16 protein-coding genes and 1 riboswitch are annotated in these 15383 nt (G+C 60.2%); of the genes, 10 read left to right on the top strand and 6 right to left on the bottom strand.

Annotated features, from left to right (window positions below; all coding sequences use genetic code 11):
- The first annotated feature begins 134 nt into the window (after nucleotides 1–134).
- A complete protein-coding gene (locus M4I36_RS04365; RefSeq protein WP_258110483.1) occupies nucleotides 135–374 on the top strand; it encodes a hypothetical protein in 240 nt (79 codons plus the stop codon).
- On the opposite strand, the gene M4I36_RS04360 is transcribed toward M4I36_RS04365, so the two are convergent.
- From M4I36_RS04360 to M4I36_RS04350, 3 genes are read right to left on the bottom strand one after another with little or no spacing between them, the layout of a single operon-like run.
- Nucleotides 366–830: a hypothetical protein gene (locus tag M4I36_RS04360; RefSeq protein ID WP_258110482.1), complete on the bottom strand. Its 465-nt coding sequence runs from the start codon at nucleotides 828–830 to the stop codon at nucleotides 366–368. The two genes, M4I36_RS04365 and M4I36_RS04360, sit on opposite strands and share 9 nt — an antisense overlap.
- Complete coding sequence (locus M4I36_RS04355) at nucleotides 827–994, bottom strand: hypothetical protein (protein ID WP_258110481.1); 168 nt, start codon at nucleotides 992–994, stop codon at nucleotides 827–829. The genes M4I36_RS04360 and M4I36_RS04355 overlap by 4 nt, the downstream gene beginning before the upstream one ends.
- The gene (locus M4I36_RS04350; RefSeq protein WP_258110480.1) at nucleotides 984–1256 is read right to left on the bottom strand and encodes a helix-turn-helix domain-containing protein; all 273 of its coding nucleotides are present in this window, start codon (nucleotides 1254–1256) and stop codon (nucleotides 984–986) included. Before M4I36_RS04350 ends, M4I36_RS04355 begins: the two co-directional genes overlap by 11 nt.
- 158 nt (nucleotides 1257–1414) lie before the next feature.
- Between M4I36_RS04350 and M4I36_RS04345 the strand changes: the two genes are divergently transcribed.
- Nucleotides 1415–2020 (top strand): helix-turn-helix domain-containing protein, encoded by a 606-nt coding sequence (locus M4I36_RS04345; protein WP_258110479.1) that lies wholly within the window; start codon nucleotides 1415–1417, stop codon nucleotides 2018–2020.
- Nucleotides 2021–2024: 4 nt separating this feature from the next.
- Here M4I36_RS04345 and M4I36_RS04340 read toward each other — a convergent pair whose 3' ends face one another.
- Nucleotides 2025–2381 (bottom strand): winged helix-turn-helix domain-containing protein, encoded by a 357-nt coding sequence (locus M4I36_RS04340; protein ID WP_258110478.1) that lies wholly within the window; start codon nucleotides 2379–2381, stop codon nucleotides 2025–2027.
- A 72-nt stretch (nucleotides 2382–2453) separates the two neighbouring features.
- Nucleotides 2454–2549, bottom strand: a riboswitch (cyclic di-GMP riboswitch).
- Nucleotides 2550–2591: 42 nt separating this feature from the next.
- Nucleotides 2592–4082: a class I SAM-dependent methyltransferase gene (locus M4I36_RS04335; RefSeq protein WP_258110477.1), complete on the bottom strand. Its 1491-nt coding sequence runs from the start codon at nucleotides 4080–4082 to the stop codon at nucleotides 2592–2594.
- Between the two features lie 444 nt (nucleotides 4083–4526).
- On the opposite strand from M4I36_RS04335, the gene M4I36_RS04330 reads away from it, so the two are divergent.
- Nucleotides 4527–4901 carry an ImmA/IrrE family metallo-endopeptidase gene (locus M4I36_RS04330; protein WP_258110476.1) on the top strand — a complete coding sequence of 125 codons (375 nt, stop codon included), beginning with the start codon at nucleotides 4527–4529 and terminating at the stop codon, nucleotides 4899–4901.
- Nucleotides 4902–4905: 4 nt separating this feature from the next.
- Here M4I36_RS04330 and M4I36_RS04325 read toward each other — a convergent pair whose 3' ends face one another.
- Complete coding sequence (locus M4I36_RS04325; RefSeq protein WP_258110475.1) at nucleotides 4906–5280, bottom strand: hypothetical protein; 375 nt, start codon at nucleotides 5278–5280, stop codon at nucleotides 4906–4908.
- A gap of 348 nt (nucleotides 5281–5628) precedes the next feature.
- On the opposite strand from M4I36_RS04325, the gene M4I36_RS04320 reads away from it, so the two are divergent.
- The 7 genes from M4I36_RS04320 to M4I36_RS04290 all read left to right on the top strand — a co-directional run bounded on the left by M4I36_RS04320 (nucleotide 5629) and on the right by M4I36_RS04290 (nucleotide 15230).
- Entirely contained in the window at nucleotides 5629–6426 is a 798-nt protein-coding gene (locus M4I36_RS04320; protein ID WP_258110473.1) for a DNA adenine methylase, read from the top strand.
- On the top strand, nucleotides 6423–8753 hold the full coding sequence (locus M4I36_RS04315) for a type IV secretory system conjugative DNA transfer family protein (protein ID WP_258110472.1): 2331 nt from the start codon (nucleotides 6423–6425) through the stop codon (nucleotides 8751–8753). The genes M4I36_RS04320 and M4I36_RS04315 overlap by 4 nt, the downstream gene beginning before the upstream one ends.
- Nucleotides 8754–9130: 377 nt before the next feature.
- Nucleotides 9131–10033, top strand: coding sequence for a replication-relaxation family protein (locus M4I36_RS04310; protein ID WP_258110471.1), 903 nt, complete (start codon nucleotides 9131–9133; stop codon nucleotides 10031–10033).
- 237 nt (nucleotides 10034–10270) lie between these two features.
- Complete coding sequence (dcm, locus tag M4I36_RS04305) at nucleotides 10271–11692, top strand: DNA (cytosine-5-)-methyltransferase (protein WP_258110470.1); 1422 nt, start codon at nucleotides 10271–10273, stop codon at nucleotides 11690–11692.
- Nucleotides 11693–11798: 106 nt separating this feature from the next.
- Complete coding sequence (locus M4I36_RS04300; RefSeq protein WP_258110469.1) at nucleotides 11799–12029, top strand: hypothetical protein; 231 nt, start codon at nucleotides 11799–11801, stop codon at nucleotides 12027–12029.
- Between the two features lie 31 nt (nucleotides 12030–12060).
- Nucleotides 12061–12765, top strand: a complete 705-nt coding sequence (locus M4I36_RS04295; RefSeq protein WP_258110468.1) for a conjugal transfer protein — start codon at nucleotides 12061–12063, stop codon at nucleotides 12763–12765.
- Nucleotides 12762–15230, top strand: coding sequence for an ATP-binding protein (locus tag M4I36_RS04290; protein WP_258110467.1), 2469 nt, complete (start codon nucleotides 12762–12764; stop codon nucleotides 15228–15230). The genes M4I36_RS04295 and M4I36_RS04290 overlap by 4 nt, the downstream gene beginning before the upstream one ends.
- The last annotated feature ends 153 nt before the right edge of the window (nucleotides 15231–15383 follow it).

Below are 15383 nucleotides of genomic sequence, written 5' to 3'. Positions count from 1 at the left end.
CGAACCTTTTCTTTAAGAAAAGATTCACTCCCCCTTGTCGCAAAGTCAAGTCCTCCCTATGCCATCCCGCGTCAGCAGACCAGGAACCCTATTTCACCACCACACTTTGCCCAACTCAAGGAGGACCGGTCCCCATGAACCTGTTTCCACCCCTGTCGGAAACGCCCTGCCAACGCGTGCAGGAGCACTCACCGTCCGATGGAACAAAAAAGGTGACACTCAAGGGCCATGGTGTCACCGTAACCGTCACCTACAATTGTCCCACGCCGGATGCACTGGAGAAGTTTGCGCACACGCTTCATGACATTCTGCTGCACATCGCGGGGGGAGAGGGCGAGCCGTCCGACGTGAAATCGCCTCGTCTCTCACCTTGATGCGGTCCGTGTGTGGGAATCGCCCTCTTCCCAAATGAGCGCAAATTCACCGCCCAGCGCCTCGAACAGTCTGTCGAGAATGGCCACCCGCTGACGAAAAAAGGATCGGCGTGACAAAAACAACTGTTCCCACGCGATCGTGTTGTTCTTCTGTTCAAAGTACTTCAGCTTCACAAAAGCCATTTCTTCCCCGGTCAATACGGACAAGGCGTTCTCAAGCAATCGGATCCGAAACTCCAGAGGCCGAATCTGCTGCTCTTCGATGACCATCCGTTTCTCCACGGCGTCGTACGTGGGATCGCTGATCTCTCCCTTCACGAACGAAGGCGCCGGACGAAATGCGCAGCGAACCCGGGGATAGTCGTCCAGTTGCGTCCGCAGGCTCTTCAGCCGCCGCTGCCAGGCTGGATAGGCGTACAACCAGGTTTCAATCTGGTGCAGGCGCGGGTCCGTCATCGTGTATCCGCCCACTTGGTCTGCCGCACGCGTCCCTTCACCCGGCGAAAGGCGTCATGCCGCATCAGTTTCTCGTACTCCTGCATCCCCTGCGGGTAACGGCGCATGTCATCCTTGGCACGCGCCGGCCTCCCAGCCAGTGTTGAACGTTTTTCAGTGGTCATGCTCCGCACCTCCCGTTTGCTCATGTTTACTTTTGTAAACATTGACGAGATAAAAAAGCGCGTCGAAGGGCTTGTCCAACACATGGCAAAACTGCTGGGCGGCCTGCGGACTGGGATTGCGAAATCCCCGCTCCAATTGACTCACATAGGCAATGCTGTAATCGACCGCGTGGGCCAGTTCCCGCTGGGACAGCCCTTTCAGGACCCGCGCCCGTGTGAACTCCTCCGGCTTGACCCGGATCGGCCCCGAGACCTTCGACATGGTACCGCCTCCCGTCTACGCTTGTGTAATCCCATCATAAGACGCGTACCCTGGAACTGGCAACCGTATCTTTGATTACTTTTGATAACTTTTCATTGCGCATTCGTCGCTTCGAATGGTATCATCGCCACAGGATCGACGGCACAGGATCGAAAGGTGTGAGTGAACATCCGATGGACGAGGCATTCGGCGCCTGGTTGCGCAGACAGCGCAAGGAGAGAAAATTAAGCGTGCACGAGGTGGCCAAGAGGGCAGCCCTCACACCTGGGTACATCTCGCTCATAGAAAACGGCAAACGAAAGCCAAAGGCCGGTACGCTGGCTCCGTTGTCCCAGGCGCTGGGCATGGCCTACGGAGAGGTTCTCCAGGCGGCCGGCTATCTGGACGACCAGCATATGATGTTCGCCCATCGCCTTCGCACCACCCGGCTGGCCCGGCAGATGAGTGCCTCCGACTTGGCGCAGTTGTGTCATCTTTCGCCGCGAACCATCGAACAGTGGGAATTCGGCAGCAGCCGATTGCCAGGCCGCCAAGCGCTTGGGCGATTGGCGGACGCGCTGCAGGTGGATCCCGACTACCTCGTCGGGGCCACGGACCGCCAGCCCCTGGATCTGGACGTCCTGCTGAACCAAGAGAATGTATCCTACCACGGTGTTCCCTTGACCAAGGACCAACGCACATTCGTCCGCGATTTCATCCACCGTGCGCTGCAGCTTTCCAGCAACCCATCTTCCGAAGGGTCGGCGCCGGATGACGCAGACTGACGGATCAGGGTGCGCCGCACGGGCTTTTTTCCTTCTGACGCGCGTACAGGACGTATCCGCGATGGCGCATGGTTTTTAGGCATGTCGGCTCATCGGGATCATCCTCCAGTTCCAGGCGAATCTTTCGAATGTAGACGTACAGTTCGTCGCGTGGCGCCATGCCATTCTTGCCCCACGCACGGCGGATCAGGTCTTCACTGGTCAGCACCTCACCCAAATGTTCCGCCAAATACCGAAGCAACCGAAAGGCGATGGGTGTCAGGTATTGGGTTCCCCCGTCTTTCATGAGTACTTCGCCATCCAAATCGAGGTAACAATCCTGTCCCAACCCAATCCGGCTGTCATCGCCATGACGTTCCATCCCCTGTCCCCCACTTCGTTGGCAACCCATTTCAAAGAGGGAATGCGCGTACAGGGAGAAAGCCGTCCTGAAAACGGCAACTGGCTGACAATAGGTCATCCGAACCATCGACCCGTAGTCCCTGTAGCTTTGCGTCCCCTGCTTTCGCAGGGTTTGCTTTTTTCGTTTGGTGGCGCGTGGCTCTTGCATCCGACGATGGGTCCGTCTTCTTCAATCCGCCCTGAAACGATTCTCCGGAACGCGGGCCCGAATCGCCTGTGTGGGCAAAGCGATCATTCGATCACCTGCCGGAACCCGTTCACACACCCATCGGCCGCGTTCCGTCAACTCCTGGATGATGTCCTCTCGGGCTTTCCACGGCAGGGACGCAAGTTCCTCTCCAAACCACCCGACGCCGCGGATAAAATGCTGAACCACCTTTTCCGGATCGTGAAAATACATGACAAGGGGAGGCGCTGCCTCCTCCAATATCGGAAGCCCCAACTCTTCAAAGTTCCGGCGAACCTCGTCGGGATCCAGCAGAAAGTCTCTGGGTCGATCATTGCGTTTGGCGGCCAAATCCAGAATGGGCGCAAACCATTCCCGAAAAAACGGCGCATCAACATCCATTTTCAGGGGATGCCAACTGGCGATGACGCCCCCGGGCCGGACCACGCGTTTCATTTCCTGCAGGGCTTGCGCGCGATCGGTGAAATGGAAGTAACCAACCCCAACCGCCAGATCAAACCGTTCCTGATCCACGGGAAGTTGCTCCGCCTTTCCTTGCCGAAATTCCACCCAGTCGATCCCGTTTCGTCTTTGCTTCGACCGGGCGCGCGCCAACATGCCAGCCGCTGGATCCACCGCCACAACGGTTCCCGACGACCCGACCTGATCCGCCAGCCCGGCATCAAACGTCACCACGCCATCGGCACAACCGAGTTCCAGCACCCGCATGCCCGGCCGCACATCGACGAAGCGGAGAAACTCACGACGCTGGTCCATGGCGTATGGCCAAATCTCGCGGGCCAATTGTTCGTAGTTGTGAAACAGATTGAATTGGGAGACCCAGAGCGTATGCAGCCGATGCCGGAAGTAGCCCGCCGTCTGCAGTGCGTCGGTGGTTTTCGCCAGCACGCGATGACCTTCGTCCGTCAACCGGACAAAGCGGCGCTCTTCCCTTCTCTCCAGCCGAATGTTCCCGAGCATGCAGACGAACAGAATCTCCTCGCCAAGACTGTAATCCACCCACGGCCGGTGCCACGACCCGGTGACGTACTCGCGTTCCGGAATCTCTCCGTAATGCGCAAGGGCGTTTAAATTCTCCCAACTGGTCACGAGCATGTACAACTGCAGCAAGACGCCAAACCCATGCCGGTCGATAAAAGATTCCACTCGGCGGATCGCGTCGCGAGCCAGCGCTTCTGTCACATCCAACTCGCCGGTTTGCTGGTGTGCGAAGTATACGGCGGTGGACGCGGCCGTTTCGTACACCGCAATCTGCGGCATCCGTTCCGGAGCCGGCAAATCCCCCAGCACACGGCCACGCTGTGCCTCCGTCCAGTGGATGAGGGCACACTCACGGGCGCGCACGTTCAACATTTCATGGATGTCCGGGTCAAACCGGGCGCTGCCATCGACACCGGCCAACCACGGGCTGATGACCAAACCCGCTGCCCACAGCTGCTGCAGGGAGTCTGTCAGATCCGGGTAGATGAACAAGGACTCACACCCTTTCAATGTCGTACTCTGAATATTCAACACACAACTGGCAAGTTCCTGTACGTGGACGTGTAGCAAGTGATCGTATGTACTTGACTCAGAGAGCGGATCACCGTTCGGCCGTCATCCGGCGATCGCAGACGTGTTTATAGACATCGACTCGACAGGTCTACACAGGGAACCCGCCTTTCGGGGCGGGGTAGGCCCACGGGTGGCATGCCGATCAACCTTGCCAAATTTTAAGGTTCAGATTTTGATGAAGATGCTATACTTTTTCTACCATACAGCTTTTGATAACAGCCATCCCAAGCGGTTTTCTCTGTGCAACGGATCGATTGGTCAGACTCACGAACACTCGGCTTCGTTCGGAGGGGCGGAAATTCTCCGGAAATAAAATCGCCCGGACGGTCAAGAAAGCATCCTTGATGATGAGGGTGGGGTTCTATGGAAGGGATACACGAGGCCGTGGAACAAATCGTCCATACATATGGAACCAACGATCCGTTTCGCCTGAGCCAACTCCTGCATATTCACCTGCTGCCGAGCCGCACACCCGCAGGGATGTGGGGCATATTGTATCGCCAGGACCAGGGCGCATTCTTCGGCTATGACGTCCATGCCGACGCTTCCAGCCAGTGCCTGTATGTCGCGCACGGCATTGCCCATCTTGTTCTTCACCGTGACCATGACCCGCTCTTCATTGAACTGGACGAACCCGGCCCGTCCGCATGGGAAACGGAAGCCCGGGAGTTCGCCGTTTGGTTGCTTCATGGAGCGCAAACCGTGGACCGACTTGGGTCGCAGAGAATGATTCCCTGATTCCTCATGTTTCAGGCGCAGGGTTCCGTTCGAGAGCGCACGCTGCGTTTGATCCGGCCAACATCTTGTCCGCCACAAAACAGGAAAAACGGCGAAGTTCCTCTCCGCAGTTCTCTGAGCACCGCGTTTCCCATAGGAACAACAGTTCGTATTTATCCGTCGGCAGGAGCGCTTTGAGTTGCTCCGTCAGCGCATCCGGCACCCCTTCCCGATTCTCGCCGCCATGAAAACCCTCCTCATAAAAATCATCGATCAGTTTCTCCGCCAGCAGTTGCTTCACCCATCCGCACATGGCCATCGCCCTCCCCGTTCCCTGGTTGAGTGACAGATTACCTCCGTTTCGAACATTCATCAAGTCCTCACGAGACGGGTTTGGCACGGTCGGCGCACCCTTCCCCCGATTTCCTGAGATACGATGCGAGAGTACCCATTCCTCTTCCCGTGGCCGCAATTCTGCCGCCTTTCTGATCGACAGGAAAGGAGGTGAATCCCTTGATGTATAGGGAAGATCCACTCGAAGTGTGCCGTACCCCACCTGCTGCACCGTGTCCTGCGTACATCACGTCACCGCCGTACTTGCGCTTGTGCAGCCTCCGGGACACTTGTGGCACCCGTTGCGCACCACTCCCCCTGCTCTAAGGAGGTATCCTGTTATCACAGAAAAAAGGTTCGAACGCAGGGCAGCGACACGGTCGCTGTCTTTTGTCGTCCATGAGGAGGTGTATCCATGCTCCCAAGCCCCATCAAATGGCAGGGCGGTAAATCCCGACTGCGTCGGGTCATCCTCCCGCTCATTCCGGAGCATACCTGTTATGTCGAACCGTTCTTCGGCGCGGGATGGGTGTTCTTTGCCAAACCAAAGTCCAAAGTGGAGGTGATTGCCGACGTCAACACGGAACTGATCCATTTCTTTCACGTGGTCAAGTCCGACTGGGAGGGTTTCCTGCGCCAATTTGATTGGACGCTGTACGCCCGCGAAGAGTTCGTCCGCGTCATGGACCGCCGCCACACCGAGCGTGACCCATTATTACGCGCGTACGATTTTTATTTCCGGGTACAATCGCACTTCGGCGGGAAGTATAACGACTCCTATGACTGGGGATACGGACGTGGCAAACCGGCCTTTGATTTCTCCGCCATCCGGCCCCGCATCGCAGCCGCGCACGAACGTCTCTGCGGCGTCTACATTGAAAACCGACCGTTCCACGACGTCATTCCCCGCTACGACGGGCCGGACACGTTTTTCTATTGCGACCCGCCGTACTTTGGCCTGACGGGGTACCACCAACACCCGTTCACCCGAGAGGATCACCTCCGCCTGCGCGACACCCTCGCGAGCGTGCAGGGCAAATGGCTGCTTAGCATCAACGACCATTCAGAAGTTCGCCAATGGTACGCCGATTTTCACATCGAGCCCATCGATGTCCTGTACTCCATCGGCCGACAGAAAACGGGCAAGAAGTCGGGTGAACTCCTCATCCGAAACTACTCACTTGATGTTGGAGAAGAGGTGAATATCCCTTGAGCGAAGGGATTCAAAAAGATGCTCAAAAGAAACAAACACCCCATCCCCTCACCTATTTCCGGGTCGCCCTGCCCACGGATGGTTCCTTTACGTCCGCGCAGGCACACACATTCGTGCAGTCACTGGCCGCAATCGCTTGGCAACGGCAAAAGTGGGGATGGCAGAGTGCCCTGCCCATTCGGTTCCTGGCGGTCAAGGATCCCGGCCAGACGGGCATTCGCCTGTATTTCGGCCTATCGGTCGACCGTGCCCTGGCGTTTCGCGCCGCTTTTGCGGCCTCGTATCCGACCGTGCACTTGATCCCGGAAACCGCCTCCCCCACGGCCAACCTGTCGACGACCCGGCCGACCGTCGCACTCGCGGTGCGCAAGGGCGGGTACGGACTGGATCCGTGGCTGCCGCTCGCCCTGTCACACGCCGGTTCCGTGGACGATCCGCTAAACGGGATCCTGACCGCCATCGGCTCGGATACGGCCAGCCGTTGGGTGTTTGAGATTTGGATGAAGCCGCTCCGGGAAGGCCGGTTCCGCCGCGCTCTCTTGCAAAAGTCCCGTGTGCCCGGTGAAAGCAAGAGATCGGAAACCTTCTCGCCAACCGAGATTCTCGCCGGGGTGTTCGGCAAACCGGCGCCCCCGAAGCCACCGGTACGGGTTCTGAGTGAACGGGAAACCGTACAAAAGCAGGCCATCCGAACGCGCCTCGCACCCAACCAACGACCGTTCCAGGTGTCCATCCGCCTGTTCGCCGATGGGTCCACTGCGGCCAGGGCACACCTTCCGGCGGTTCTGGCCGCGATGGGACAACTGCGGCAACTTGGGTGGGTGGTGCCAAGCCGCATATCCAAACGCAGGCTCGCCAAAGCGCTCGAACGCGGCACGCCAACCCGTCCCATGTGGTGGACGTCCGGGGAACTGGCCTCCCTCGTCCATCTGCCGGACAGCAGCCAGCCCTGCTTTCGCCACGTGGCGGCCGCCCAGGGCCTGATTCTCCCCCCTCCGAAGGCATCGTCTTGTGACGGCCTTCGGCTCGGATGGTCCAATTTCCCCGGCTTTGAAGACCGGGAAATCCGCGTTCCGTTTAACCAGGCGGCCAAGCACACGTTTCTCGCCGGGGCGACCGGTTCCGGCAAGACGACCGCGCTTCTGCAGATCATGCTCGGGATGATCGACCAGATGCAACAACATCCTGAATCCGCACCTGGTTTCACGTTCTTTGACCCGCACGGCGGCGCCGTCGAACGGCTTCTCGCGCACATCCCGCCGAGCCTGCAGGACAAGGTGCACGTCATTCCGCTCGGCCCGACCGACTATCCACGCGGCCTCAACCTGTTTCGCATGGACAACCGAACGGACGCCGAGGCGATCACCGGGGAATTCATCAACACGCTGCAGGAACTGTGGCCGGGTTCGCGGCCGCGATCGGAACATTACCTGCGCAACAACGTCCTGTCGCTTTTGCAACACCCGCCCCAGACCGTGCTTGGCATTGCCCATCTGTTCGCGGACGAAGGGTTTCGCAAGGCACTGCTTCCCAAACTCTCGCCCCATTTGCAGCAGTTCTGGACGGGCGAGTTCGCGGAAATCCGCAACATCGCCGATCACCTCGGCCCCATCTGGAACAAGCTCGGCGCGCTCACCACCTACCCTTCTCTGCGGCGCATCCTCGGCCAGACCCAGAGCGCGATTGACACGCGGTCCGTCATGGACGAAGGCCATATCGTGCTCATCGACGGATCCGGTTGCACCGCGGACGCGGTGAAAATCATCGCCGGACTCTACCTTATCGACCTGCATTTCACGTGTAAGCGCCGACCCGAGCATCGATCCCGGCTCCATGTTTTCTTCGGCGATGAGAGCCACTTGTACGCGGTCAACGTGCTGCAAAAAATTCTCGCCGAAGACCGCAAATTCGGCCTGACCCTGTTTCTTGCGACGCAGTACCTCGACCAACTGCCCGACCCCGTTCTCGCCGGCATTCTCGGCAACGTCGGCACGCTTATCCTGCTGCAACTCGGCGGCCCCGATGCGGACCGGTTGACCAAGTGGCTGAGGCCCGACGTCTCGGCCCGTGAACTGATGACCCTGCCGGAGATGAATGCGCTCGTGCGCACCAAACTCGACGGCGGCATCACGGAACTGTTCACCATGAACAATCCGCTGGCCCCGGCTGGCCACGTCGAGTGGGCCGAGGCTGTGCTCCGCCGCTCGGACCGGGTGGACGGCCGACCCGCCGACCAGGTGGACCGGGATATTGCGGCCATGTACAGCGCCTCAAAGGGCAGCACACCCGGCAAAGTCGGCGAACGCCGGGGGAGTGCCCGAAAATAACGATGCCGACCGACCACTGGCTCCGGCTGGCCACGTCGAGCGCGCCGAGGCTGTGCTCCGCCGCTCGGACCGGGTGGACGGCCGACCCGCCGTCCAAGTGGACCGAGACATGGAGGCCGTGTACAGCGCCTCGGAGGACGGCGCCCCCGGCAAAGTCGGCCAATGCCGGGGCAGTGACCGACCATAACGATGCCGACCGGCCACGCAAGCGCGGAACGAATACGAAGAAGGTTGTACAGCCACTTGGGGAGTGCCTTGCGCAGCAGTAAGAAGCCGTCCGTCCGCCGAAAACCCCGCGCCGGGCGCGGCTTCCCGGCGCGGCCGCGAAGGAACATCCATCCAAATCGCGCGCCTGCAGAAAGGAGCGCCCACAGGCCATGTTCGTGCCCAGCCGAACCGAGAGCGAGATCCTGCTTGCCCTCTACCGCTACAGCCTGCTCACCATCGATCAACTCACTGCGCTGCTGCATTACGAACGAAAGACGCTGTACCAAGCGTTTCACAAGCTGAAGGAGAAGGGATGGGTGGAACCCCTCCCCCTTGGCTTTATCAAACGGCATGTCAAAGGATGGACCCTGACGAAAAACGGGATGGAGGTCGCCTTCGGCCTGACCAAGGAGTACCGAAACCGACTGCTGCGGCAGCCCCCAAGCCTTGGCGGGCAAGCCGGACATCTCTACGGCAGCAATCAGTTCTTTGTCCTCCTCATCAAGGGGAGCCTGTTCCGTCCACGGGGAGAAGGGCTCATCGAATGGATCGGCATGCGCGACGCGGGCAACCGATACACCGTGACGGACCAAAAAGGCAAGAAGACCACACCCGTGCGGCCGGACGGGATGGGTACGTACCGATTTTCGGATCAAAGTGAAACCACGTTTCATGTGGAATATGACACTGGCAGTGAGCACCTGTGGGTCATCCACAACAAACTCTGGCAGTATGCGGACGTGCTCAAACAATACTGGAGCGACATGACGCTTGCCAACGTGCTGTTCATCACCCGGGAACACCCTCGTTCCCTGCGGATTCTCGAGCTGTGGCGGGATATGAACGAGGAGGCATTTCGCAGGCAACCGGTTCCGGCGGTCTGGACAGCGACAGAGCAGAGTCTTTTGGAGCAGGGTTCCTTCGGACCCGTTTGGATGGGGACCGGCGGCCAGGGTTCCTTTGAAGATTTCCCGCGCCTGGAAGGTCGAACGGATGACGGGATGATTCCCCTTGGGAAACAGACGCGGGAACACCCGTTTTCGAACCGGACGGCAAGGGGAAACGGCTCATGAACCGTACGCGCCCCGTTCAGATTCTCTTTTGAATCATATTTTCGATATTCACCGTGGATGCGAGGGGAACTTGACACACCCCACCGTTCTCAAGCACCGTCCTTCTCACTGCAGGAATCCACCGTGTTCCAGGATCAGACCGCTGTCGGCGTTTGCAATCACGATCACAGCCTTTTGTCATCTTGACCCACACTGGAACCCTTGGGCGGTCTGATCGTATGGAAGTCACTCTACGATATGCAAGTGTATGGCAAGGGATCGTATACCGTGATCGCCACGGCAGAGGTGGAGGACCCGGCCGTCCAGGTGACGATTCCACAATCGCCCGTCCTGAACAGGATTCAAGACGACGCCAAGTCGTTGATGTCATCCCCACAACCCGCGTCCCCCGGACATCCGAAACAACACCGACGCCAATACATTCTTCCGCAAACCAAGGAGGGGATTCCCATTCCATTGCGATTTCTCGACCTGTTCGCTGGCATTGGCGGCATGCGCCGCGGACTGGAGGACGCAGGCATGTCTTGCGTCGGGTTCGTGGAGCGCGACAAATTTGCGAGGCGCTCCTACAGCGCCATCTTTCAATCGGAAGGAGAGTGGTTTGCCGATGACATCCGAACCGTTGACGCCCGTACCATGCCAAACACCGAGGTCTGGACATTCGGTTTCCCTTGCCAGGACCTGTCCGTCGCAGGGTCGCGGCGAGGATTTGCCGGTGAACGAAGCAGCCTGTTCTTCACCGTCCTTGACCTCATCAAAGCGCTACCCGAAGACGCTCGACCCGAATGGCTGCTCGCTGAAAATGTTGGCGGCTTTCTCTCCAGCAACCGGGGCTACGACTTCCTTGCCGCCCAAGTTGCGCTGGATGAAATCGGGTATGACTGTGAATGGGATGTGCTTGATGCAACCTCGTTCGGTATTCCCCAACACCGCGAGCGCGTGTTCCTTGTCGGTCATTCTCGAGCCCGAGGCCGACGAACGGTTTTTCCTCTCCGTATCGGCAGAACAGATCCTGTTGACGCAATTGGCGAAAGAACAGAGTGTCCAGGGCAAGCGAAAGGGGCCGACGGCGTGACCGACATGCGCGATCGTGACCCGAATCCAGTGTTCTCTGCGGTCGCAACCCCAGGTTTCTTAAAAAAACATCAACGCCGTCGTTTCAAACATCCAAGCGAGCCCATGTACACCCTGACGGCCATGGATCCACACGGAGTCCTTGTCACCAGGCAAGGGCGCGGATCCGAGGCCACATGGACCGTCCGGGACGTGGCCACCTGCCTGGATGCGAGTTACCACAAAGGACTCGATGCCCACCAGATGCGCACCGGAGTGGCCATGCAGAGACCCATTGCACGACGGCCAAACGACTCCGGGCAAACGGGGCGAGTGTTTGATCCAAGCGGGTTGGCGCCCGCGCATTTGAACCACCATGGCGGAGCCATTGCCAAAGTCCCCGTGGAAATGCGCATCCGCCGCCTCACCCCTCGGGAGTGCTGGCGGCTCATGGGCCGGGCGGATGCCGAGTTCGACCGCGCCAAAGCGGCGGGAGGTTCAGATACACAGCTTTACAAACAGGCCGGAAACTCCGTCGTCCCTCAAATCGTCGCCGCCATCGGTCGGCGCATGGTCGAACGGACCGGCCGGAACAAGCGCCTCTAACCATCAAGCCGCTTCATGACCCTTCACGCTTTCTACGCCACGCCACCACTTCACTACCCGATCTAAGGAAAATCAGCCATTCCCATGCGACGAGGAGGTGAGTTTTGTGGACTTTATCAGCACGGGAATCACTTGGGCGGAGCACGTCCTGCAGGCCGTGTTCCTCGCCGTCGCCGTGTATCGCGGCGTCAAACTGTACGCGAGAGGCGAGCACAATCACCTGTGGTCGCACATCATCCTCTCCTGCATCCTCGCGGTGTTCGTGTTCTTCCCGTCGATCACGGAATTTCTCGCCAACTACCTGCTGCAAAAACTCGGCATCAATCTCGGCTCCTGACACCTTGGCCGAACAAGGAGTGTGATGCGACATGCCCGAACCGCGTGCGGGTCAGGCCTTTTCCCATTCGTACCGATCGCTCTTCAAGGTGAACACGGTCCTGTACCAGATTGGCGACATCCGACTGTGGATGCCGATCGACCAAGATCTCATCCTGCTCTGGATGCAACTCTTTCTCGTGTTCCTCGTGTTCTACTCCGTCATCCCGATCCTCGCCTGGGTCTCCCCGTTCGGTCCGGCGCTCACCCTCAGCGTCGGTCCGGCAGTTCTTGCGTATCTCGCGCACAAACTCGATCCGGCCGGGAAATCGACGTCGGCCTACCTGCGCGATATCGTGCGGTTCCTGGTCCGAAAGAAACACATCCGGCGGTTCGAGCGAATTTCGTTGCCTCGCGCACACCGGACGCTTCGCTGGTCCCTGTCCGCCAGGCGTTACCACACGGTCGATCTATCGAACGGACATCACATCCGCTTCTTTCTCGCCGAATCGCTCGACGGGTGGCTCGAACCCGGTTCCACCCTGCGCGTGTATCCGAAAGCAACGCTGCTCTGGCACCGGCGCACCCATCGCTTCTCCCTTGCGATTCTACCCGACAAGCGAGCCCGGCGCATCGAGGAGGTCCGGACCAAGCGCGGCAAGCGCATGTGGGAATGGACTGTGACGGAACCGGCGGATCTCACACTGACCGCATCCGATGCCTCTGTAGAGACCCACCGAAGGAGGGAAACCGGATGAAATGTCCTGTCCTCTACTACGAGCAAAACGTGCTCGTTGACGCGAGACGCCAGGCGTGGGCCGCGTACCGGATCCCGCAGCAACCGTACGCCTTTGCATCCCCGGAGAAAAAGCGGGCCATCGTCGACAGCCTGCGCGGGTTCCTGCAGGCGCATCGCGGCGCCTGCCACCTGCTCTCCCTGACGGACGACATCCGTCCGACCGGATTCTTTCCGGGCGACGACCGCCAGAACGCGGAATTCGAACGATACCGCGAGGCGGTCATCCGCAAGGTGGCGGGTCAACGACCCTGGCGCCGGTCCCTGTTCCTGCTCGTCAAGCTTCCCCGCTCCCGATTCGCCGTGCCCGACCTGGACCTCGCCGCGCCCGGCCAAACGCTGGCCTCGCTTCGCCGCTTCGCCACAGGCGTCGGCCGGACGCTCCGACAGCACGTTCTCTCCGCCCCGTCCGGCGGGATGGACCGACAGGTGCTCGAAGACACCCTCTCTGCGGAGTCGCTCGTCGCCCAGTCGGTCCACGCAGCGCTCGGAGGTGAGCGGTTGCACAGTGGCGACATCGAGTGGCTGCTCCGTCACCCGTTTCACCGCGCCCTGCCGGGCGAATTGGCGCCGCGTCTGGGCCTTGCGCCGAGTTACCAGATCGCCGTGCGCGGTGAGCGCGTCATGGTGAAACCGCGCCAGTCGCTGCCGATTCTCGTCGCGGGCGACGCCGTGATCGAGGAGCGGATGCGCACGCTCGTCATCCGGCACCAGGATGACGGGGCGCGGCAGAGTTGGCAGACGTTTTTCTTCCTCGTCGACGTGCCCGAGGAAGTTTCGGACATTGGACAGGAGTGGCTGTATCGCCTCGATGACCTATCCGATCCCGTCGAATGCAGCATCCACCTGGAGATCGAAGCACCGCATACGGCATCCGCCGGCCTCGAGCGCAGCCGCAAGGCGCTGAGAGACCAACAGCGGGAGTTTGTCGACGGAACCGGCGAACTGCCGCTCACGCTCGAATGGGCGGGCGATCGCGGACGGCTTCTGGAACACAAACTCCAGCAGGGGATGCCGCTTGTCCGTGCGACCGTCACGTTCGCCGTCTTCGCGTCCACCCGCGAGGAGTTGGAGGCTCGCGCGACTCAACTGTCTCAACTCTGTAGCACGCTGCGTCTGCGTGTCGTGCGATCACCCGGTGATCAGGCGCGGGGCTTTCTCGACGGCCTGCCCGGCGCCGACATGGAGAAAAAACCGTGGGCCATCCCCATGGATCCGGGGTACCTCGCCGCAGGCGTTCCCCACGGCAGTCGGGATGCCGGAGACCCGACCGGCGATTACATCGGCCGTACGCGCCAGGGCACCCCCGTGCTTCTCGACCTGGCCCGGCCGATGTCAAGGGAACTCAACCGCAGCGGCGCCATCGGGATCGTCGGAACGCTTGGCGGCGGCAAGTCGGTCTTGAAAAAACTCCTCTTCTATCTCGCCTTCAACCGGGGCGGCAGCCTCTTTTCCATCGACCCGAAGGACGAGGACGGTTGTTTTGCCGGCATCCCTGAAATCGCGAACGGGCTCACCGTCCTTCGCCTGTCCGCCGGATCCCGGACGCGGATCAATCCCTTTCGCCTGGCGCACAGTGAGGAGCGAAGCCACGCCATCGCGCAGGATTACCTGAGCCTGCTGCTCGACGGCCAGCGCAACGACGAGCGTGCGGACATCCTCATGGAGGCCGTCGAGCGGACGTTTGCGACCCCGTCGCGGGACCTGTTTCGGGTCATGGCCGAACTGCAGAAACTGAGCCAATCCGGTGGCCACGAGGCCATGCGTGCGGAAGCGCGGCGATGCTTCACCCGGCTTCAGGGCTATAGGAAAAGCCCCTATGGCCAGCTGGTCTTCGCGCGCGACGACGGTATCAGTTCACTCCCCGACACGCGGTTCGTCGTCGCGAGCCTGGCGGGGTTGCCGCTGCCCAAGCGCGCCCCCGGCGAAACGGGCAACTTCACGCCGAACGAACGCTTTGGCGTCGGGATGATGTACCTGATGGCGGCACTCGGTCGTGAGCGCCTCTTTCACACATCACCGGGTGGCCTGAAGCTCTTTGGCATCGACGAGGCGTGGCTCTTGCGCTCCTTCCCGGAGGGGCGGCAACTGATCGACGAAACGGTGCGCATGGGCCGCTCCTACGGTGTCGTTCCAATCCTCGTCACGCAGAATCCCGGCGACATCGCCGAGGAGGAACTGCGCAACAACCTTGGCGCCATCTTCTGCTTTCGCACGGAGGATCCGCGCGCCAGCCGGGACAACGCCGTCCTGCTCGGCCTGGATCCGAACGAGGCGTCGCTCTGGCAGGAGTTTCGCAGCCTGCGCTCCGGGGACTGTTTCTTCAAGGACATCGAGGGACGGGTCAGTCTCATCCATATCGATCCGACGCCGGACGATTTGCTCGATGTGTTCAACACCTCCGTGGATGGGGGGCGGTCGTCATGAAGCGAAAGAGACGCTGGATGCGGCTCGCCGTCATCGCCATGTTTTTTCTCTGTCTCGGCGTCGCGGGGATCGCCCCCAATGCTGTCAACTTAGGATGGTATGAATTGGTGTTCCCTCTGGTTATTCGAAATCTGGGTCCACAGAGTGGGGCAA

Origin of the sequence: Alicyclobacillus sp. SP_1, assembly GCF_024706985.1 — a bacterium.
In the GTDB taxonomy this organism is placed as follows: domain Bacteria; phylum Bacillota; class Bacilli; order Alicyclobacillales; family Alicyclobacillaceae; genus Alicyclobacillus_I.
This window is presented reverse-complemented; position numbering and strand designations above follow the sequence as displayed.